Origin of the sequence: Microcystis sp. LE19-8.1F (assembly GCF_027531715.1) — a bacterium.
GTDB lineage: Bacteria > Cyanobacteriota > Cyanobacteriia > Cyanobacteriales > Microcystaceae > Microcystis > Microcystis wesenbergii_A.
The window spans coordinates 41,671-57,377 of the sequence record NZ_JAPZSO010000064.1; the positions used below are offsets into that span (position 1 = coordinate 41,671).

A 15,707-nucleotide genomic window follows, 5' to 3' on the forward strand; every position below is an offset into this window, starting at 1 on the left:
ACGGGTTTCTCAAAGAAACCCGTTTTCTGGAGATGAAAAACATAGATAAACCCCTATATAATCGCTTAAAACAGCGATAATTGACAAAATCGGGGGGGGTGATAGGCTTTTTCGCATAATTATTTACCCGAATAAACCGATGGCTACTCAAAAAAGCTCGTTCTTGAGCCGCTCCTGTTCCTTGGAGCCTGTCTCAGATTTTCTCGGGACAACAGTCGGCGTGGCCACTGCTGTCACCCTCGGAACGGTAGTTGGCTTGCCCGCACAGGCAACCACTCTATTTAGCCAGACAAATATCGTCACCAACCCAGGTGCAGGATTCAACGGCTCAGATGTCAGTCAAGCCTCTGCTACTGTGGATGTGGCGGGGCAGAATGCAACCGGTGATTTCCGCTTGGCACAAAGCTTTACCATTTCTGATGCAGGACTGTGGGCGATCGATAAGGTATCGGTGATGGCTTACATGACATCAACTTATGGGTATCCCCCCACTTCACCTTTTACTGGCATCTCAGTTAATATTTGGGATAATGCCCCCGGTCTTGCCGGAAGTAATATCCTCGGTTCGTCCACAAATCTACTATCTACTAACTGGACTGGCGTTTACCGCACTTTCAATGGCGTGTTAGACGATGCCCAACGCCCGGTGATGAACATTGCCGCCAATTTCAGTGGTTCTGGTCTTACTCTCGCGCCAGGCACTTACTGGGCAGACTACCAACTAACGGGGCTGTCACCCACAGGAGGTACAACTGCTTTTACTCCTTTTCTAATGACAACTTCAGGGGGAAATCCCGTAACTGTAAATGGAAATGCACGGCAGTTGGATTCAGGTGATTGGATTACCATCAGCGAGGGTAATCCGGCTCAAGGGGTTTCTTTTCCCTTAACCGTAACAGGACAGAACGTTCAAGTACAGCAAGTTCCCGAACCCAGTACCGTTTTAGGGTTAGGCTTATTAGGCCTGGGTGCCTTGGTTAAACGCCAGTTAAAGCCAAAGCAAGGCAGTGACAAAGCTTAATTGCCATAGAAAACGGGTTTCTTTGAGAAGAAAACGGGTTTCTTGAAGAAACCCGTTTTCTGGAATAAGAGGCGAGCGATGAATTGACGAAAAACATAGATAAAACCCTATAAAATCGATAAGAAGCAATAATTGACAAAATCGGGGTGGTGTGATAGGCTTTTTGGTAAAATTTATACAAAATTGTCAATGAACACTACAACTATCCTCAAATCCCTGTCTGGTGTCGGTGTTGTCTTCGCCAGCACAGTTAGCGCGATCGCTATGGTGGCCACCCTCCCCGCCAGCGCCGCCACCCTTACCTTTACCGGAAATGGTAGTGGCGGTAATATCCCTGATAGCAGCACCACTGGTTTTAGTAGCACTATTACCGTTCCCACCAGTTCCAACTTTTTGATCACCGATGTCACTGTCACCCTCACGGGACTGCAGCACAACTTTCTAGGCCAGTTGCGTGCCGCCCTCACCTACGTCCCAACCAACACGACAGTACTCCTATTCAACCGGGTTGGGCGCATTGTTCCCCCTGCTACTGCGACTGGCGATAACAGCAACTTCAACGGCAACTACAGCTTTAACGATGCCTTTACCGATGACCTCTGGACCGCAGCGGCTGCTGGGGGTAATGCTTTTGACGTCCCCAGCGGCAACTACTTCGCCACTCGTGCGAACAGTAGCACCAAGGTTCCCATGCTCGCTTCCCTAGGCGGACAAGAGTCCAGCGGCGTCTGGCGGCTGACCATTGCCGATACTGTCGCTGGTACTACTGGCTCTTTCACTTCTTGGACGCTAAATTTGCAAGGTACCCCCATTCCTGAGCCAAGTTCTAGCTTAGGTTTGCTGGCTTTAGGCTTACTGGGAGCGAGAGCGGCACTTAAGCGCCATTTGAATGGGAAAGATTAGCATAGAAAACGGGTTTCTTTGAGAAACCCGTTTTCTGGACTAAGAGGCGATCGCTAGGGATTGCTAACTCGCGCTAGACTAGATTAAAACAATTAATTAACTCCTAATCATTTGTTTAATCATGAGTCAAGCTGCTGCAATCAATACTAAACTAATTGATTCCCTTGCTCAAATTATCCTTTCTTTAACTGACGAAGAACAACAGCTTCTCCTACAAAAAATTCAGCATCCAGCCTTATCTGATGTCGATTGTCATCAAGGTTTTCCCTTTGATGTTCAAATTCCTAATACAGAAACGCTCGCCGCCATTGAAGAAGTAGAAAAACATCCTGAGCGTCTTAAGCGTTATAGTAGCGTTGGGCAGATGTTCGAGGATTGGAACAAGGATACAGGGGAATGTTAACCCCACAGGAAAGCACCCACTTTCGACGCGATTTGAGGCGGATGAAAAAACGGAGTAAAGACTTGGAAAAATTAAAAACTGTGGTGGAACTACTGGTGCAAGAACAAATACTACCAGAGCGATACCGAGATCATAATCTCGTTGGAGATTTGTTAGACACTATTAAGATGCTTGCAAACAGCGACTTCAACAGGAGTTAATTTAGTGAATCGCTTTCGTTTCACGGCAAGCAGAGCAAGACTGGCGGGATATTTGGCTCTATTTAGGCAGACAAGATGAATTAATGGCCGACCAAAAGATCGCTCAAATTCTGGACAGATTTCCCCTGTTATCCCAGTTTCCTGATCTGGGCAGGCAGCGTGACGATTTACCGGTAGTTCACTGGTAGGCTGTGAAGCGCGATAGCGCAACGCACCAATTTAATGATAAAGTTGATGGGTTACGGCGGATTATTAATTGGTTTTTTGTCAGAGATTATCGCCGCCAACAGGCCCCCTAGTATTAAATACTTACTCATTCTAGCGTGAGGCTCTTGCCAAACCTGTCAGCAGCAGAAATTTCTGGCGGCGGGGTACTGCTCGATCCAGAGTCTGGTTTAATTACATACTATGGGTTAACAATTAGTTGTGTATTTAGAGGGAAACTATGGCCAATAAGCCAGAGCGCGTGGTTCTAATCGGTGTAGCTGGGGACTCCGGCTGTGGGAAGTCTACTTTTTTACGTCGTTTGACGGATTTATTCGGGGCCGAGTTTATGACAGTGATCTGTTTAGATGACTACCATTGCCTCGATCGCAAACAGAGAAAAGAGGTGGGTGTCACCGCACTCAATCCGAAAGCGAATAACTTTGACCTGATGTATGAGCAGATTAAAGCGCTCAAGGAAGGTCAAGCCATTAATAAACCTATTTATAATCATGAAACGGGGATGATCGATCCTCCCGAAATCATCGAACCGAATAAGGTAATCGTGATCGAGGGACTGCACCCCTTATATGATGAACGAGTCCGGGCCCTATTAGATTTCAGCGTTTATCTCGATATTAGCGATGAAGTCAAAGTTAACTGGAAAATTCAACGGGATATGGCCGAGCGCGGTCACACCTATGATGATGTGATGGCGGCCATTAATTCTAGAAAACCGGATTTCAGTGCCTATATCGATCCCCAAAGACAGTACGCTGATGTGGTGATTCAAGTGCTGCCCACCCAATTACTTGAAGATCACGAAAGTAAGTTACTACGGGTTCGTTTAATCCAGAAAGAAGGGGTGGAAAACTTTGAACCCGCTTATCTGTTTGATGAAGGTTCCACCATCGATTGGCGGCCCTGTGGTCGTAAATTGACCTGCGCTTATCCCGGTATTAAACTCTACTATGGTCCGGATGGCTTCTTGGGGAATGAAGTGTCGATTCTGGAACTAGATGGTCAATTCGATAACCTGGAAGAAATGATCTACATCGAAAGCCATTTGAGCAAAACCGGCACTAAATACTACGGTGAAATGACGGAATTACTGCTCAAACACAAAGATTATCCCGGTTCTACCAATGGTACGGGTTTATTCCAAGTGTTAGTCGGTCTCAAAATGCGTGAAACCTACGAAAAACTAATGGCGGCCGAATCAAAAGTGGCAGCGCCAGTCTAGTTTCTAGTTTTGACCGAACTGGCATCCTACCATGGTTAGGATGCCAGTTTTTTTAACGTACTAATCCCGATCGCAGGGCCAGCACTGCCGCTTGAGTGCGATCATCGACAGAGAGTTTATTTAAGATATTGCGGACATGGGTTTTCACCGTGCCGATGGTGATATAGAGTCGGCCGGCAATCTGAGCATTACTGTAACCCCCGACAATCAGAGCGAGAATTTCTAGCTCTCGTTCCGTTAGGGGCGCATTTTTCAGCAATTGGCGATGTTCTGGTTCAACGCCGTCAATTACCACTGTTTTGCTCCCGGCAGCCGCACCGACGGCAAAAATTTGGCGCACTTGTTGCAGAATAACACCGGCGATCACGGGATCGATCCAAGGATTGCCTTCGTGGGTGGAATAAATCGCCTCGACTAATTGATCGACGCTGGTATCCTTCATACAGTAGGAATAAGCCCCAGCAGTAAAAGCCGCTAAAATCAGTTCTTGGGTTTTGTACATGGTTAGCATAAGGATTTTCGTGGCCAAGCTGTCCTCGCCCCGATTTTGTTGGAAGCGTCGCACTAACTCGATCCCATGGATCATGGGTAAATCTATATCGATGATCGCTACATGGGGTTTGGCCTCCTCTAGCAGTTTTAGTCCCTGTAATCCACTGATGGCTTCTCCCACCACTTGAATACCCTCTCGATGCTGGAGAGCCGCCACTAACCCCATGCGCGTTAAATCGTGATCCTCTATAACGATAACCCGCACTTTATCCATATTTTTTCGCGGTTTTGCTGAACTAGGCGATGATTCAATAATTTTGGCTTTTGGATTATTAGAGCCGTTCCTAAACATTGACTTCATTCCCTTCCTCCTTCCTTGAATTCCACTTTCTTATCTTCATTCGGCAATCCCCTTTTTTCAGTTGATTTTATTTCTACTTATTCAAAGCGGCGATTACAAATATACTTAAACTCCCACTAAAATCTACTCACATCTACCCAAATCTACCCATAATTTTCTCCTTTAATTCTTCTATTATAATATCATGCAAATTTAGATTAGGCAAGAATTAGGCTCTTCTGAGTCCTGTGTGAAAATGAGGTCTATACTGATAGTTTATTTAACAAAATAGTCCTTAAAGTCTTTCCCAGTAAAGATTTCAGAATTTGATCGGCAAAAAATATCACACAAAATCGAGAAGATACAAAATTCTTTAACAAGAATACATCTTCGAGCTGCTTGGATTTTCATAGAATAGAACCAAGCTCTGGTTTAATTAATTTTTTAGCCTATATTAACAAAAAAAAATAATCTAAAATTAATAAATAATTTATGGTTTCTTGATTTAAGTAATCAATAATTAATTCAAACTATTCTATTGATAACTAGATAGTTTCTCAAAATTACTCTAGTCCTTTAGTTTATGGATAGAGGTAGTTTTTGTCTATTTTTCGCCCTTGGCCGTAACCTCCAATGGGATTGAGGCGGAATTTTTCCCCACTGTGCCAATGGATATAAACAAATAAAAATGGTGTCAGTAGGGAAAAAGCTCACCCCTAGGAGTCCTGTAAAAAAATTAATTCAGCCGGTGTTACCGCTCCTTTTTCCGTGATGATAGCGGTGATTAAAGCGGCGGGAGTAACATCGAAAGCGGGGTTATAAAAGTTAACATCTCTAGGGCAAAGGGTAGTTGTCCCCACCTGATAAATTTCGGCACGATCGCGCTGTTCGATCGGGATACCCGTACCATCCTTAAGGGAAAAATCCACCGTCGATAGGGGGGCAGCCACATAAAAAGGCAGATGATGAGCTTTTGCCAGCACCGCGAGGGAATAGGTGCCAATTTTGTTGGCTGTGTCCCCATTGGCCGCAATGCGATCGGCCCCAACAATCACCGCATCGATCAGTTTTTGCTGCATACAGTGGGCTGCCATGCTATCGGTGATCACAGTGACGGGGATTCCCTCCCGCGCACATTCCCAGGCGGTTAATTTTGCCCCTTGCAGCCGTGGCCGGGTTTCGTCTGCATACACTTGTATTAGTCTTCCTGCCGTCCAAGCAGAACGAATTACCCCTAAAGCAGTACCATAACTGGCCGTGGCCAGGGAACCAGTGTTACAGTGGGTTAAAATTGTCAGTTTTTCCGGTTGCTCCGGCAGCGCCAATAAACCATGGCGACCGATCGCCCGACAGGTTTCCACGTCTTCTTTTTGGATATTTTGGGCAGTTTCAAGGAGATTTTTGGTAATTACTGCCACTTCTGGGCCACTTTCCCTGGCCACTTTTAACATTCGCTCGATCGCCCAGAATAAATTCACCGCCGTCGGCCGGGTTTGGGCTAATCGATCGGCTATTCTAGTTAAATCAGCCAGAAATTGCTCTTTCTGGTCGGTTTTAATTTCCTGCGCTCCTAAAACCATACCGTATGCAGCCGCCACCCCGATCGCCGGAGCGCCGCGCACAATCATCGTTTCGATCGCCCGGGCCATGGCTTCACTGCTGGTGATCTCAACTTCCCCATACTCCATGGGTAAACGGGTTTGATCGATCAGCCAAACTTTGTTATCTTGCCAACGCACGGGATAGATCGAGTTACTCTCGCAAGTGGTTGTGGTCATAAACATTTTTAGATTGAGAATTAGCTAAATTTATCACTATAGCAGCGGCCTTTCTCCACGGCTGATCAGCAGTAAAAACTATTTTGTGTTTTTTTGTAAAAAGTAATTTTAAATACAGAAACTTTTTTTAGAATGTATAGATAAGTGACTAGGAAAAATTTAAGAATACTTTCTCACCTAGCCCGACCTTTTATACTAACCGATTAAGAGGATAATTACCGTGAAAACAGCGAAATATCCCGAAAAAATTGCCGCTCTCTGGACAACATTCCTCTTGGGAACCCTATTTCACACCCAACTGGGTTTAATGCCGCTCTTCCATGGTCAATCGATCGTCGAGAGTCATCAAACCAGCAATCTCGATCCGATTTTCTGGGGAATGTTGCTCTTTTTTTTGCTGCCAATGTTAGCGATTATCGGGGTCAATTTTAGCGAAAGTCGCTCCTTGAGAAAAACCCATTTCTGGCTGACAATTCTCTATTCTGTCTTGAATTTAGCCCATCTGATCGCCGATCTTCTGGTCAGACCGATCGCCTGGTATCAAATCGCTCTCATGGCAATTTTACTGATTATCGGACTGATTTTAAATCTAGTTTCCTATCAATGGCTGCGGTTAGCGATCGCCCATCCGCACCATCTCTCGGAAAGTCATTAGTAGTGCCAAGATCAAAAGGTAGCCGGTTGACTAACTGATTCAGACAAGAGGAGGCCTTTTGAGCTTAAGTTGGTGCTTATTAAGGCAAAAGCAAGCTTAAACCGTAGCTAAAGCGATTTTTTTTGAAAATATAGCTTAAAAACTCCAATTAATCCCTATTATTCCCCAGATCAGCGCGTAAATTGCCCCTATTTCCTGGCCGCCGCTGCGACCACATCTCACCAAATATGGAGCTTTTTAGCTATGATGGTTCAAAAGCAAGCCAATAAAGGGAACTTTCGTGGCTGGTTATTCATCAGAAAACTCCTGATCGGAGGAGTTAAGCAGACGATATAGTTCAGATTAACGGCAAATATTGGTTAATAGTAATAACGAGGTAATTATTTTGATGAAATCTCTCATTCGTTGGACAGCAACTCTTGGTTTAGTAGGAACGACAATGTTGACTTCGCTGCTGGGAAGCTATTCTAAAGCACTCGCTTTACCGGAAGAACAAATCGTCAGAACCTTGCAGTCTGTACCTGTCTTTGCTATTGCCGACGATCAAGGAGTTCCCCTAATTGCCGTGGGAGAAAAAGAACAAAAATTCACGGGAGTTTTTATCAGTCGGCAGGACGCACAAAACTTTTTTGAACGACTGAAAAAAGAGAATCCCGAAGTGGCCAGCAAAGTTAAAGTTCAGCCCGTTTCTTTGGCACAAGTCTATAAAATGCAAACCAGTCAAACCGATCAAAATCGTTTAATTATCGATTTTGTTCCCAAAGAGTCGGAAGTAGAATCAGCGAAAAAACTGCTCAGTGAAAGAGGTCAACAATATCAAGGTGGTGTACCTTTGTTTGTGCCGAAAGCAGGAAAAGAGAGTAATTTTCTGGTGATCAATCGCAATAATCAGGATTTGATTCCTTTCTTCTTTGAAAAGGCCGCCGCTTTGCAAATGGTAGAACAATACAAAAAAGCTAATCCCGCAGAAGCAGCCACGGTGAAAATTGATGTTATTCCCTTAGAAAGTGTCATCGCTACCCTACAACAAAGTAACGATGAAGCTTTAACTAAAATTCTCCTCTATCCTAGCCAAGAAACGATTGATTTTATCCGAGCAAATAGCAACCAAAATGCTCCCAACCAACCCCCGGCAAATCAGCCACGCCCTAATAATAATACCAATAATCGCCCCGCCCCCAATCGTTAAGCCTTGTGTCTGCTAGTATTTCCGGTCAAGAATTAAGTCAATGGCGCCAACAGGCGATCACCGATTTAGAGCAAGCGCAACTATCTCCGAAAGAAGTGGATATCTTTCTGCAAGCAGTGACAGATTTAGATACTCTTTCCCTGCGCTTACAATCCTTTCGGGAACGAGAAAAAATCCCTTTGAGTTATTCTTGGTCGGAAATTACTAAACGCTGGCAAAAACGCCTGCAAGCAAGGGTTCCCTTGCAGTATTTGCTCGAATCGGTGGTCTGGCGTAATTTTACCCTGAAAGTCTCCCCGGGGGTCTTAATTCCTCGTCCCGAAACCGAGTTATTAATCGATATCGTTGGAGAAACCGTCAGAGGAGAAGAAGGGGGAATCTGGGTAGATCTGGGAACCGGTAGCGGTGCGATCGCTATTGGTTTAGCCAGTATCTTGACAAAAGCAGAGATATATGCCATTGATTACAGTCAAACGGCTTTAGCGATCGCCAAAGAAAATATCATCAAGACGGGTTTTGCCGACAGAATTATCTTAAAACAGGGTTCTTGGTGGACCCCCCTAGAGAAGTGGAAAGGACAGATTAGCGGTATGCTGTCCAATCCTCCCTATATTCCCAGTGCAGAAATCCTCGACTTACAAATTGAAGTGCGGGAACATGAACCCCGTTTGGCCCTCGATGGAGGTGAAGACGGATTGACCGCGCTACGCTATCTAGTGGCCACTGCTCCCGATTATCTGCGATCGGGAGGCCTTTGGCTAGTGGAAATGAGAGCCGGTCAAGGGGAAAAAGTAGCGCAAATGCTGGAAAATCAGGGCAATTATCGACAAATTCAGATTATTAACGACCTAGCAGGTTTCGATCGCTTTGTTTTGGCCGAGCGAATTTAGCGCAATGTACCCGCTTCGCAGTCCCGCAGCCAGAGACGCACCGCTTGGCCGATGGTGCCTTGACTGGTTTCTAGGGGAGGTAAGGGGACTTGAGCGGGTTCAAGGGAAGCTAATTGACTGTAAACCGTCACTAATCGCCATCCTTCCCCAGTTTTAGTTAAAAATAACCAGTGATAATTCTGGAGGCTGACAGAGCGATTTTTGCTATACTGACGCTCTAAAGTCGTAAAAAAAACCTGTTGAGTGTCATCGGCAATTTGACCGGAATATTGACTAGCAGTTAAAGGTAGGGGTGCAAATTCGGGACGACCGGCAATAATCACAAAAACCGGTGTAGATAATTTTTGGTCGATTTGGGAACGGGTAATAACTCGATTAGCATAACCGGGTAAATCTGACAAGAGGCGATCGACTAAAAGATTTAAATCCTCCGGACAGCTAGAAAGAGGACGACTAACTGCTGGCAAGTTAATCCCGAAAATAACCAGTAATACAGCTAAATGTCGGTTAATTCTTGACAAATTTTTGTCCATGCTACCTTTGGCTCCTCGGCACCGGTGATCGGTCGTCCAATTACTAGATAATCAGCCCCAGCTTTAATCGCTTGGGCCGGAGTCATCACCCGACTTTGATCCCCTTTGCTTGACCAAGAGGGACGAACTCCGGGGCAAACTAAGAGAAAATCCTCTCCACAGACGCGCCGCAATTGCGCCACTTCTTGGGGAGAACAAACCGCCCCATCAATTCCTGATTCCTTGCCCAATAATGCCAGATTTAAGGCATATTCCGATAGTTCTAGGGGAATTTTGAGGTCGAGGGCTAATTCGCGGGCGTTAAGGCTGGTTAAAACGGTGATAGCGAGAAGTTTTGGCGGCGATAGCAGGTCAGATATTGCCTCCTTAGCTGCCGTCAGTGCTTGCCGTCCGGCCGTAGCGTGCAGGGTGAGTAAATCCACTTGATAGCGACTAGCGGAACGACAGGCCCCGGCGACCGTATTGGGAATATCATGAAATTTTAGGTCGAGAAAGCTCTTTTTTTGTCTTTCTTGCAGAATCCCTAGAATTTCTGCACCGCTACTGACAAATAATTCTAGTCCCACTTTCCAAAAATTGACTTCCGGCAACAGATCGAGCAGTGCGATCGCTGATTCTAAATCCGGCACATCGAGAGGAACAATAATTCGGTCTGAGTTGGTCATATTTGGGTGATAAATCAGAGAAAAATCCAATCGGCAAAAGTGGCAGCCTGTCCGCAGTAAATGCCATCACGATCGATGATATTCCAAACGATCGCTTTTTCAATGCGAAATAGTTGACCGTTTTTCGTGATCCTTACCCCGTGATAATCGTTGATATAGCCCTGTTTTTTGACTAAATCCAGCATTTTTTGGCGTTCTTGGGCGGGTTCCTCTCCCTCTACCGTTGCTCGCGAAGGAGTTGTTAATAATTCTGGCCAAGTTAAACCCCAGAGATCGAGGGCACCGCGATTACCATAATTGAAGATCGGATTAGTTTGTGTACCGTGGGAAACCAGCACAAAAGGGGCATAAAAGAGCATTTTACTCTGTTCTTTGCCAGTACCGATCCGGGGTAAAAGCGATCGCCCGATTAACTGTTCATAATTATCCAGCAGCAATTCCGTCCAAGCTATAATAGCTAAATCTTGCCAAATTTCCATAAAATTATCTTGAAAAACTGGTTTAATCTTGCCGTTGCCAATATTTATAGGCCGCGTAGGCTAAAGTAATCACTCCCGTCAGAATTGCCGACTCATCGACTAAAAATTCCGGATGGTGAAGGGGGGGATTGAGGAGGTTAGTAGAACCCACTCCCAGACGGAACATTGTCCCCGGGGCCTGTTGCAAATAAAGGGAAAAATCCTCGGCCCCCATGGAGGGTTCCGAGAGAATTAAAACCCGATCCCGTCCCCAAGCTTCTAAACCAGCTTCTTCGACTAACCGGGTTAAAAATTGGTCATTTTGTACCGATGGCACACCCCGACGATATTTTACTTGACATTTTGCGTTATATGTGCTACAGACATTCGTGACCAAACTCTCGATCCATTCCGGGAGATGGGCGTGGGTTTCTGGGTGCAGCGATCGCACTGTTCCTGCCATGCGTACCTGATCGGCGATGACGTTGGGGGCGCGACCACCGCTAATCTGGCCGATGGTGAGGACAATGGGACGCAAAGGGTTTTGAGTCCGACTAATTGCCTGTTGCAAAGTGGTGATTACTTGCGAGGCGATCCAGATAGCATCGATCGCCTCGTGGGGCCGGGCCCCGTGGCCGGATTCCCCTTGAATAAAAATCTCCAGATCGTCGGCAGCCGCAGTTAAGGCCCCGTAACGAACCCCGATCGATCGGGCCGGAATCGAGGGGAAAACGTGCAGCCCGAAAACGGCGCTGACATCCCGCATCACCCCCTCCCGGATCATCCAATTGGCCCCCTGGGCAATTTCCTCTGCTGGTTGAAAGAGAAAGCGTATTTTTCCCCCCAAAGGTTCCGAGAGACGGGAAAGCACCATCGCCACCCCTAAACCGACGGTAGCATGAACATCGTGACCGCAGGCGTGCATAATCCCCGGTTTGCGGGAAGCAAAGTCTAAATCGGTTCTTTCTTGGATCGGTAGGGCATCCATATCGGCCCGGATGGCTAAAATCCTTCGATCACTGCCTTTTCCCGCCAATTCTCCCTTAACTCCCGTTTTTCCCACCGCTTCCTGCACCGATAGACCACAGGAAGACAAAACCCCGGCAATATAGGCGGCAGTTTGATATTCTTGCCCGCTTAACTCTGGATTCGCGTGAATGTGGCGGCGAATCTCCACTAATCGGGGTGCGAGACTCTCGGCTATGTTTTTAATCTCGGAGAGCATGAAACCAGTTTTACAGTATCTTTAGGGTTAATCATAGAGCATTTTTTACCTGAAAATTGGGCTTGGCTGATTTTCAGTCTGAATTGTCTTCTCGGCATTCTTTCAATGTAGGACTAAGCTAATTTGTCAATAGGATGCAGGAGTTACTATTCATCTCTTGATTCGGTAACACCTCTCGAGAGAATATTCCAGCTATGATAGGAAACATTGTCTAGTTAGGAAAAAACATGGTTCAGTCTTCCGAAAAAATTGAAGTTAAGTACGGGGAAAGAGAAATTGCCGAAGGAACATTAATTACTTTCCCCAATCCACGCCCCGGCAGAAATTACGATATTCAGATCACTCTGCCGGAATATACCTGTAAGTGTCCCTTTTCCGGTTATCCCGATTTTGCCACTATTTATCTTAGCTACGTTCCCGATCAAAAGGTGATGGAATTAAAGGCGATTAAACTTTATATTAATAGTTATCGCGATCGTTATATTTCCCACGAAGAAGCAATTAACCAAATTTTAGATGATTTGGTGGCCGCTTGCGAACCCTTGCAGATGAAAGTTAAGGGGGATTTTCATCCGAGGGGTAACGTACATACCGTGGTGGAGGTGATGTATAAAAAAGAATAGCATAATTGTCTAGTTTGGGGATGGGGTTGCTCCCATCCCTTGCTGTTCTAGTTTTTGTTGTTCAAGTTTTTTGCTGTCCTTGTTTTCAATACTTATTTTAAAATTGTCCTCTATACTTAGAGCTTGAATCTTATCGTTAAGAGTTGGTTGATTGCCTTTGACTGCTGCTAGGTAAACTGCCCGCGCATTTAAATTGCTTATTGAGATGAGGCAAGAGGCAAGAGGCAAAACGGAGAATAAATCATCAGTTTTTAATAACCAGATTTAGTATAAGTAGGGCTGGCTGAATAAATCTAAAAACCTTGTTGGATAATATTTTTAGGCTTTTTTGCAATCAAAAACTGCCAACCCTTGGCGTGATCTACACCCCACACCCTGCCCCCGGGAAAAACTTTTTCAGCAAACCCTAAGTAGAATTCAAATCACCCCCAGTGAGGAACTAGCCATGAAATCCTTTGCCCTTCTTACCACCCTTAGCCTAATCAGCCTTTCCACCCTCGCGACTGTTCGCCCCGTCATGGCGCTAGAGAGCCGACAACCAGCCGAAACCCGGATCGCTCAAGGGAACAATCAAGACGCGATCGGCCACTATAACCGGGGAGTTGGCTACATCCAACAAGAAAAATACGATCTCGCCCTCGCTGAATTTACCAAAGCGATCAACATTAATCCCCGATACGCCGAGGCTTACCTCAATCGGGGGGTTCTTTACGAACAAGAGGAGAAACCCGACCTCGCCCTGTCCGATTTCAATCAGGCGATCAACATTAATCCCCGATTGGCCGAGGCTTACAACAATCGGGGGCTTCTTTACTACGAACAGGGGAAATCCGACCTCGCCCTGTCCGATTTCAATCAGGCGCTCAACATTAATCCCCGAAACGCAACGGCTTACTACAATCGCGGGCTTCTTTACGAACAACAGGAGAAACCCGACCTCGCCCTGTCCGATTTCAATCAGGCGCTCAACATTAATCCCCGATTGGCCGAAGCTTACAACGGTCGCGGGCTTCTTTACTACGAACAGGGGAAACCCGACCTCGCCCTGTCCGATTACAATCAGGCACTCAACATTAATCCCCGATTGGCCCTGGCTTACAACAATCGCGGGGTTCTTTACTACGATCAGGGGAAACCCGACCGCGCCCTCGCTGAATTCAACAAAGCGCTCAACATTAATCCCCGATTGGCCCTGGCTTACTACAATCGCGGGTCTCTTTACGACGAACAGGGAAAAGCCGACCTCGCCCTGTCCGATTACAATCAGGCGCTCAACATTAATCCCCGATACGCCCCGGCTTACAACAATCGCGGGTCTCTTTACGAAGATCAGGGAAAAGCCGACCTCGCCCTGTCCGATTACAATCAGGCGATCAACATTAATCCCCGATACGCCAATGCTTACTACAATCGCGGGAATCTTTACTACGAACAGGGAAAAGCCGACCTCGCCCTGTCCGATTACAATCAGGCGATCAACATTAATCCCAGATACGCCGAGGCTTACGTCGGTCGGGGGATTCTTTATTACTCTCGAAAAGAAAGGGAAAAAGCGATCAGAGATTTCCGACAAGCCGCCGAACTGTTCCGCCAGCAAGGAAACGCGGCGTTATATGAAAAGGTTATGAAACTCCTACGGCTATTAGGCGCGGTCTAGTCCTTTTTCTTGGGTTGAGCGAATCAATAGGTTAAAGAAAACCTCTCAATTTTAGGGGAAAGGGAAACCCAACAGCCAACACCTAAATCCGTCTGAATAGGCGATCGCTTCTCATGACCTTTTGTTGGGTTTCCTTGGGTCTATAGTTGGGTTTCCTTACGTCAACCCAACCTACAAGAGAGTCCGTCGGTTGGGTTGAGCGAATCAATGGGTTAAAGAAAACCTCTCAATTTTAGGGGAAAGCGAAACCCAACAACCAGTTGCGTAAACACCAATCCAATAAATGTTATTCTAACTTGATGCAATACCGTAGAGCAAAAACACCTAGAGCCACTTATTTTTTTACAGTTGTGACATACAATCGTCACAGAATTTTGTGTGAACCTGAAAATGTGGATTGACTACGAAATGCTTTTAAATATGTTATGCGACAACATCATTTTAAGATTGATGCTATTGTCATTTTACCAGATCCCATTCATGCTCTTTGGACATTGCCTGAAACGGATGCAGATTTTTCAACTCGTTGGCGATTAATTAAAAGTTATTTTAGCCGTCAATGTCATTCTCAATATCAGGGTAAAATTTCAACATCTCGACAACATAAAGGAGAAAAGGCTATTTGGCAACGTCGCTTTTGGGAGCATCAAGTTCGAGATGGTCGCCAAGGGCGCGCCTACGGCGATCGAGATTTTGTTAATCATCTCGAATACATCCATTATAATCCCGTGCATCATGGATTAGTAAACGCTCCGAAAGATTGGCAATATTCCAGTTTTCATCGTTATGTTGAAGAAGGAATTTATGATCAGATGTGGGGAGCTTCAGAAAGGCTGATCTTTGATAGTGATATTGGTATGGAATAAAATGTAGAAGTGAAACCCAAAAAATTAAGGTAAGAAATAAGGGCAATGTTGGGTTTCGTCACTAATAGTTGGTATCGAATAAAATGTAGGTTGGCTTGAACGAAGTGAAACCCAAAAAATTAAGGTAAGAAATAAAGGCAATGTTGGGTTTCGTTACCTCAACCCAACCTACAAGAGCAGCGATCGCACTACAGGATCAGCGATCACCTTTATCGAGAAGAAATATAGCGGTAAGCGCTTGAGTGAGATACAGACCAAGCTTTGCCTAGCATGGTTTATAGCTTGTGACACTGTACCTAATACGACTGCACACCGCTATAAGCTAGTGAGGTACACATATTTTTCTTCCCTTTTGACTTTTG

17 protein-coding genes and 1 pseudogene are annotated in these 15,707 nt (G+C 45.6%); 12 read left to right on the forward strand and 6 right to left on the reverse strand.

What is annotated here, in order from left to right; genetic code table 11:
- Window positions 1-220 precede the first annotated feature (220 nt).
- From O9334_RS06655 to O9334_RS06675, 6 genes are all read left to right on the forward strand, one after another.
- A complete protein-coding gene (locus O9334_RS06655; RefSeq protein ID WP_287999705.1) occupies window positions 221-1,021 on the forward strand; it encodes a PEP-CTERM sorting domain-containing protein in 801 nt (266 codons plus the stop codon).
- A 189-nt stretch (window positions 1,022-1,210) separates the two neighbouring features.
- The gene (locus tag O9334_RS06660; protein ID WP_045362791.1) at window positions 1,211-1,924 is read left to right on the forward strand and encodes a proprotein convertase P-domain-containing protein; all 714 of its coding nucleotides are present in this window, start codon (window positions 1,211-1,213) and stop codon (window positions 1,922-1,924) included.
- A 121-nt stretch (window positions 1,925-2,045) separates the two neighbouring features.
- The gene (locus O9334_RS06665) at window positions 2,046-2,327 is read left to right on the forward strand and encodes a type II toxin-antitoxin system RelB/DinJ family antitoxin (RefSeq protein ID WP_045362788.1); all 282 of its coding nucleotides are present in this window, start codon (window positions 2,046-2,048) and stop codon (window positions 2,325-2,327) included.
- A complete protein-coding gene (locus O9334_RS06670) occupies window positions 2,321-2,527 on the forward strand; it encodes a type II toxin-antitoxin system mRNA interferase toxin, RelE/StbE family (protein WP_080754366.1) in 207 nt (68 codons plus the stop codon). The genes O9334_RS06665 and O9334_RS06670 overlap by 7 nt, the downstream gene beginning before the upstream one ends.
- Window positions 2,528-2,577: 50 nt before the next feature.
- Complete coding sequence (locus tag O9334_RS22820) at window positions 2,578-2,715, forward strand: hypothetical protein (protein ID WP_353737862.1); 138 nt, start codon at window positions 2,578-2,580, stop codon at window positions 2,713-2,715.
- 257 nt (window positions 2,716-2,972) lie between these two features.
- Window positions 2,973-3,974, forward strand: coding sequence for a phosphoribulokinase (locus tag O9334_RS06675; protein WP_045362786.1), 1,002 nt, complete (start codon window positions 2,973-2,975; stop codon window positions 3,972-3,974).
- A 52-nt stretch (window positions 3,975-4,026) separates the two neighbouring features.
- On the opposite strand, the gene O9334_RS06680 is transcribed toward O9334_RS06675, so the two are convergent.
- Entirely contained in the window at window positions 4,027-4,740 is a 714-nt protein-coding gene (locus O9334_RS06680) for a response regulator (protein WP_045362850.1), read from the reverse strand.
- A 782-nt stretch (window positions 4,741-5,522) separates the two neighbouring features.
- A complete protein-coding gene (gene mtnA / locus O9334_RS06685) occupies window positions 5,523-6,584 on the reverse strand; it encodes an S-methyl-5-thioribose-1-phosphate isomerase (protein ID WP_287999706.1) in 1,062 nt (353 codons plus the stop codon).
- Window positions 6,585-6,804: 220 nt separating this feature from the next.
- Here mtnA and O9334_RS06690 point away from each other — a divergent pair, with 220 nt between their 5' ends.
- From O9334_RS06690 to prmC, 3 genes are all read left to right on the forward strand, one after another.
- On the forward strand, window positions 6,805-7,239 hold the full coding sequence (locus tag O9334_RS06690) for a hypothetical protein (protein ID WP_045362781.1): 435 nt from the start codon (window positions 6,805-6,807) through the stop codon (window positions 7,237-7,239).
- Window positions 7,240-7,627: 388 nt separating this feature from the next.
- Window positions 7,628-8,428: a Tic22 family protein gene (locus tag O9334_RS06695; protein WP_045362779.1), complete on the forward strand. Its 801-nt coding sequence runs from the start codon at window positions 7,628-7,630 to the stop codon at window positions 8,426-8,428.
- A 5-nt stretch (window positions 8,429-8,433) separates the two neighbouring features.
- Complete coding sequence (prmC, locus tag O9334_RS06700) at window positions 8,434-9,318, forward strand: peptide chain release factor N(5)-glutamine methyltransferase (protein ID WP_045362777.1); 885 nt, start codon at window positions 8,434-8,436, stop codon at window positions 9,316-9,318.
- On the opposite strand, the gene O9334_RS06705 is transcribed toward prmC, so the two are convergent.
- The 4 genes from O9334_RS06705 to O9334_RS06720 are packed head-to-tail and all read right to left on the reverse strand — an operon-like array spanning window position 9,315 to window position 12,199.
- The gene (locus O9334_RS06705) at window positions 9,315-9,851 is read right to left on the reverse strand and encodes a hypothetical protein (protein WP_045362771.1); all 537 of its coding nucleotides are present in this window, start codon (window positions 9,849-9,851) and stop codon (window positions 9,315-9,317) included. The two genes, prmC and O9334_RS06705, sit on opposite strands and share 4 nt — an antisense overlap.
- A complete protein-coding gene (pyrF, locus tag O9334_RS06710) occupies window positions 9,815-10,516 on the reverse strand; it encodes an orotidine-5'-phosphate decarboxylase (protein ID WP_045362846.1) in 702 nt (233 codons plus the stop codon). The genes O9334_RS06705 and pyrF overlap by 37 nt, the downstream gene beginning before the upstream one ends.
- A gap of 14 nt (window positions 10,517-10,530) precedes the next feature.
- Window positions 10,531-10,995, reverse strand: coding sequence for an MEKHLA domain-containing protein (locus tag O9334_RS06715; protein ID WP_287999707.1), 465 nt, complete (start codon window positions 10,993-10,995; stop codon window positions 10,531-10,533).
- Between the two features lie 22 nt (window positions 10,996-11,017).
- A complete protein-coding gene (locus O9334_RS06720; protein ID WP_024969862.1) occupies window positions 11,018-12,199 on the reverse strand; it encodes a M20 family metallopeptidase in 1,182 nt (393 codons plus the stop codon).
- Window positions 12,200-12,426: 227 nt separating this feature from the next.
- Here O9334_RS06720 and queF point away from each other — a divergent pair, with 227 nt between their 5' ends.
- The 3 genes and pseudogenes from queF (at window position 12,427) to O9334_RS06735 (ending at window position 15,345) form a co-directional block, all read left to right on the forward strand.
- Complete coding sequence (gene queF, locus O9334_RS06725) at window positions 12,427-12,822, forward strand: preQ(1) synthase (RefSeq protein ID WP_002740916.1); 396 nt, start codon at window positions 12,427-12,429, stop codon at window positions 12,820-12,822.
- 445 nt (window positions 12,823-13,267) lie between these two features.
- On the forward strand, window positions 13,268-14,479 hold the full coding sequence (locus tag O9334_RS06730; RefSeq protein ID WP_287999708.1) for a tetratricopeptide repeat protein: 1,212 nt from the start codon (window positions 13,268-13,270) through the stop codon (window positions 14,477-14,479).
- Between the two features lie 299 nt (window positions 14,480-14,778).
- Window positions 14,779-15,345: pseudogene (locus O9334_RS06735) on the forward strand (REP-associated tyrosine transposase).
- Window positions 15,346-15,707 lie beyond the last annotated feature (362 nt).

Excerpts from the sequence above, each read along its gene's own strand:
- O9334_RS06660 (WP_045362791.1), top strand. The coding sequence starts at position 1,211 with ATGAACACTACAACTATCCTCAAATCCCTGTCTGGTGTCGGTGTTGTC.
- mtnA (WP_287999706.1), bottom strand. The coding sequence starts at position 6,584 with ATGACCACAACCACTTGCGAGAGTAACTCGATCTATCCCGTGCGTTGG.
- O9334_RS06705 (WP_045362771.1), bottom strand. The coding sequence starts at position 9,851 with ATGGACAAAAATTTGTCAAGAATTAACCGACATTTAGCTGTATTACTG.
- O9334_RS06680 (WP_045362850.1), bottom strand. The coding sequence starts at position 4,740 with ATGGATAAAGTGCGGGTTATCGTTATAGAGGATCACGATTTAACGCGC.
- queF (WP_002740916.1), top strand. The coding sequence starts at position 12,427 with ATGGTTCAGTCTTCCGAAAAAATTGAAGTTAAGTACGGGGAAAGAGAA.
- O9334_RS06695 (WP_045362779.1), top strand. The coding sequence starts at position 7,628 with ATGAAATCTCTCATTCGTTGGACAGCAACTCTTGGTTTAGTAGGAACG.
- O9334_RS06715 (WP_287999707.1), bottom strand. The coding sequence starts at position 10,995 with ATGGAAATTTGGCAAGATTTAGCTATTATAGCTTGGACGGAATTGCTG.
- O9334_RS06665 (WP_045362788.1), top strand. The coding sequence starts at position 2,046 with ATGAGTCAAGCTGCTGCAATCAATACTAAACTAATTGATTCCCTTGCT.
- O9334_RS06720 (WP_024969862.1), bottom strand. The coding sequence starts at position 12,199 with ATGCTCTCCGAGATTAAAAACATAGCCGAGAGTCTCGCACCCCGATTA.
- pyrF (WP_045362846.1), bottom strand. The coding sequence starts at position 10,516 with ATGACCAACTCAGACCGAATTATTGTTCCTCTCGATGTGCCGGATTTA.
- O9334_RS06730 (WP_287999708.1), top strand. The coding sequence starts at position 13,268 with ATGAAATCCTTTGCCCTTCTTACCACCCTTAGCCTAATCAGCCTTTCC.
- O9334_RS06670 (WP_080754366.1), top strand. The coding sequence starts at position 2,321 with ATGTTAACCCCACAGGAAAGCACCCACTTTCGACGCGATTTGAGGCGG.
- O9334_RS06675 (WP_045362786.1), top strand. The coding sequence starts at position 2,973 with ATGGCCAATAAGCCAGAGCGCGTGGTTCTAATCGGTGTAGCTGGGGAC.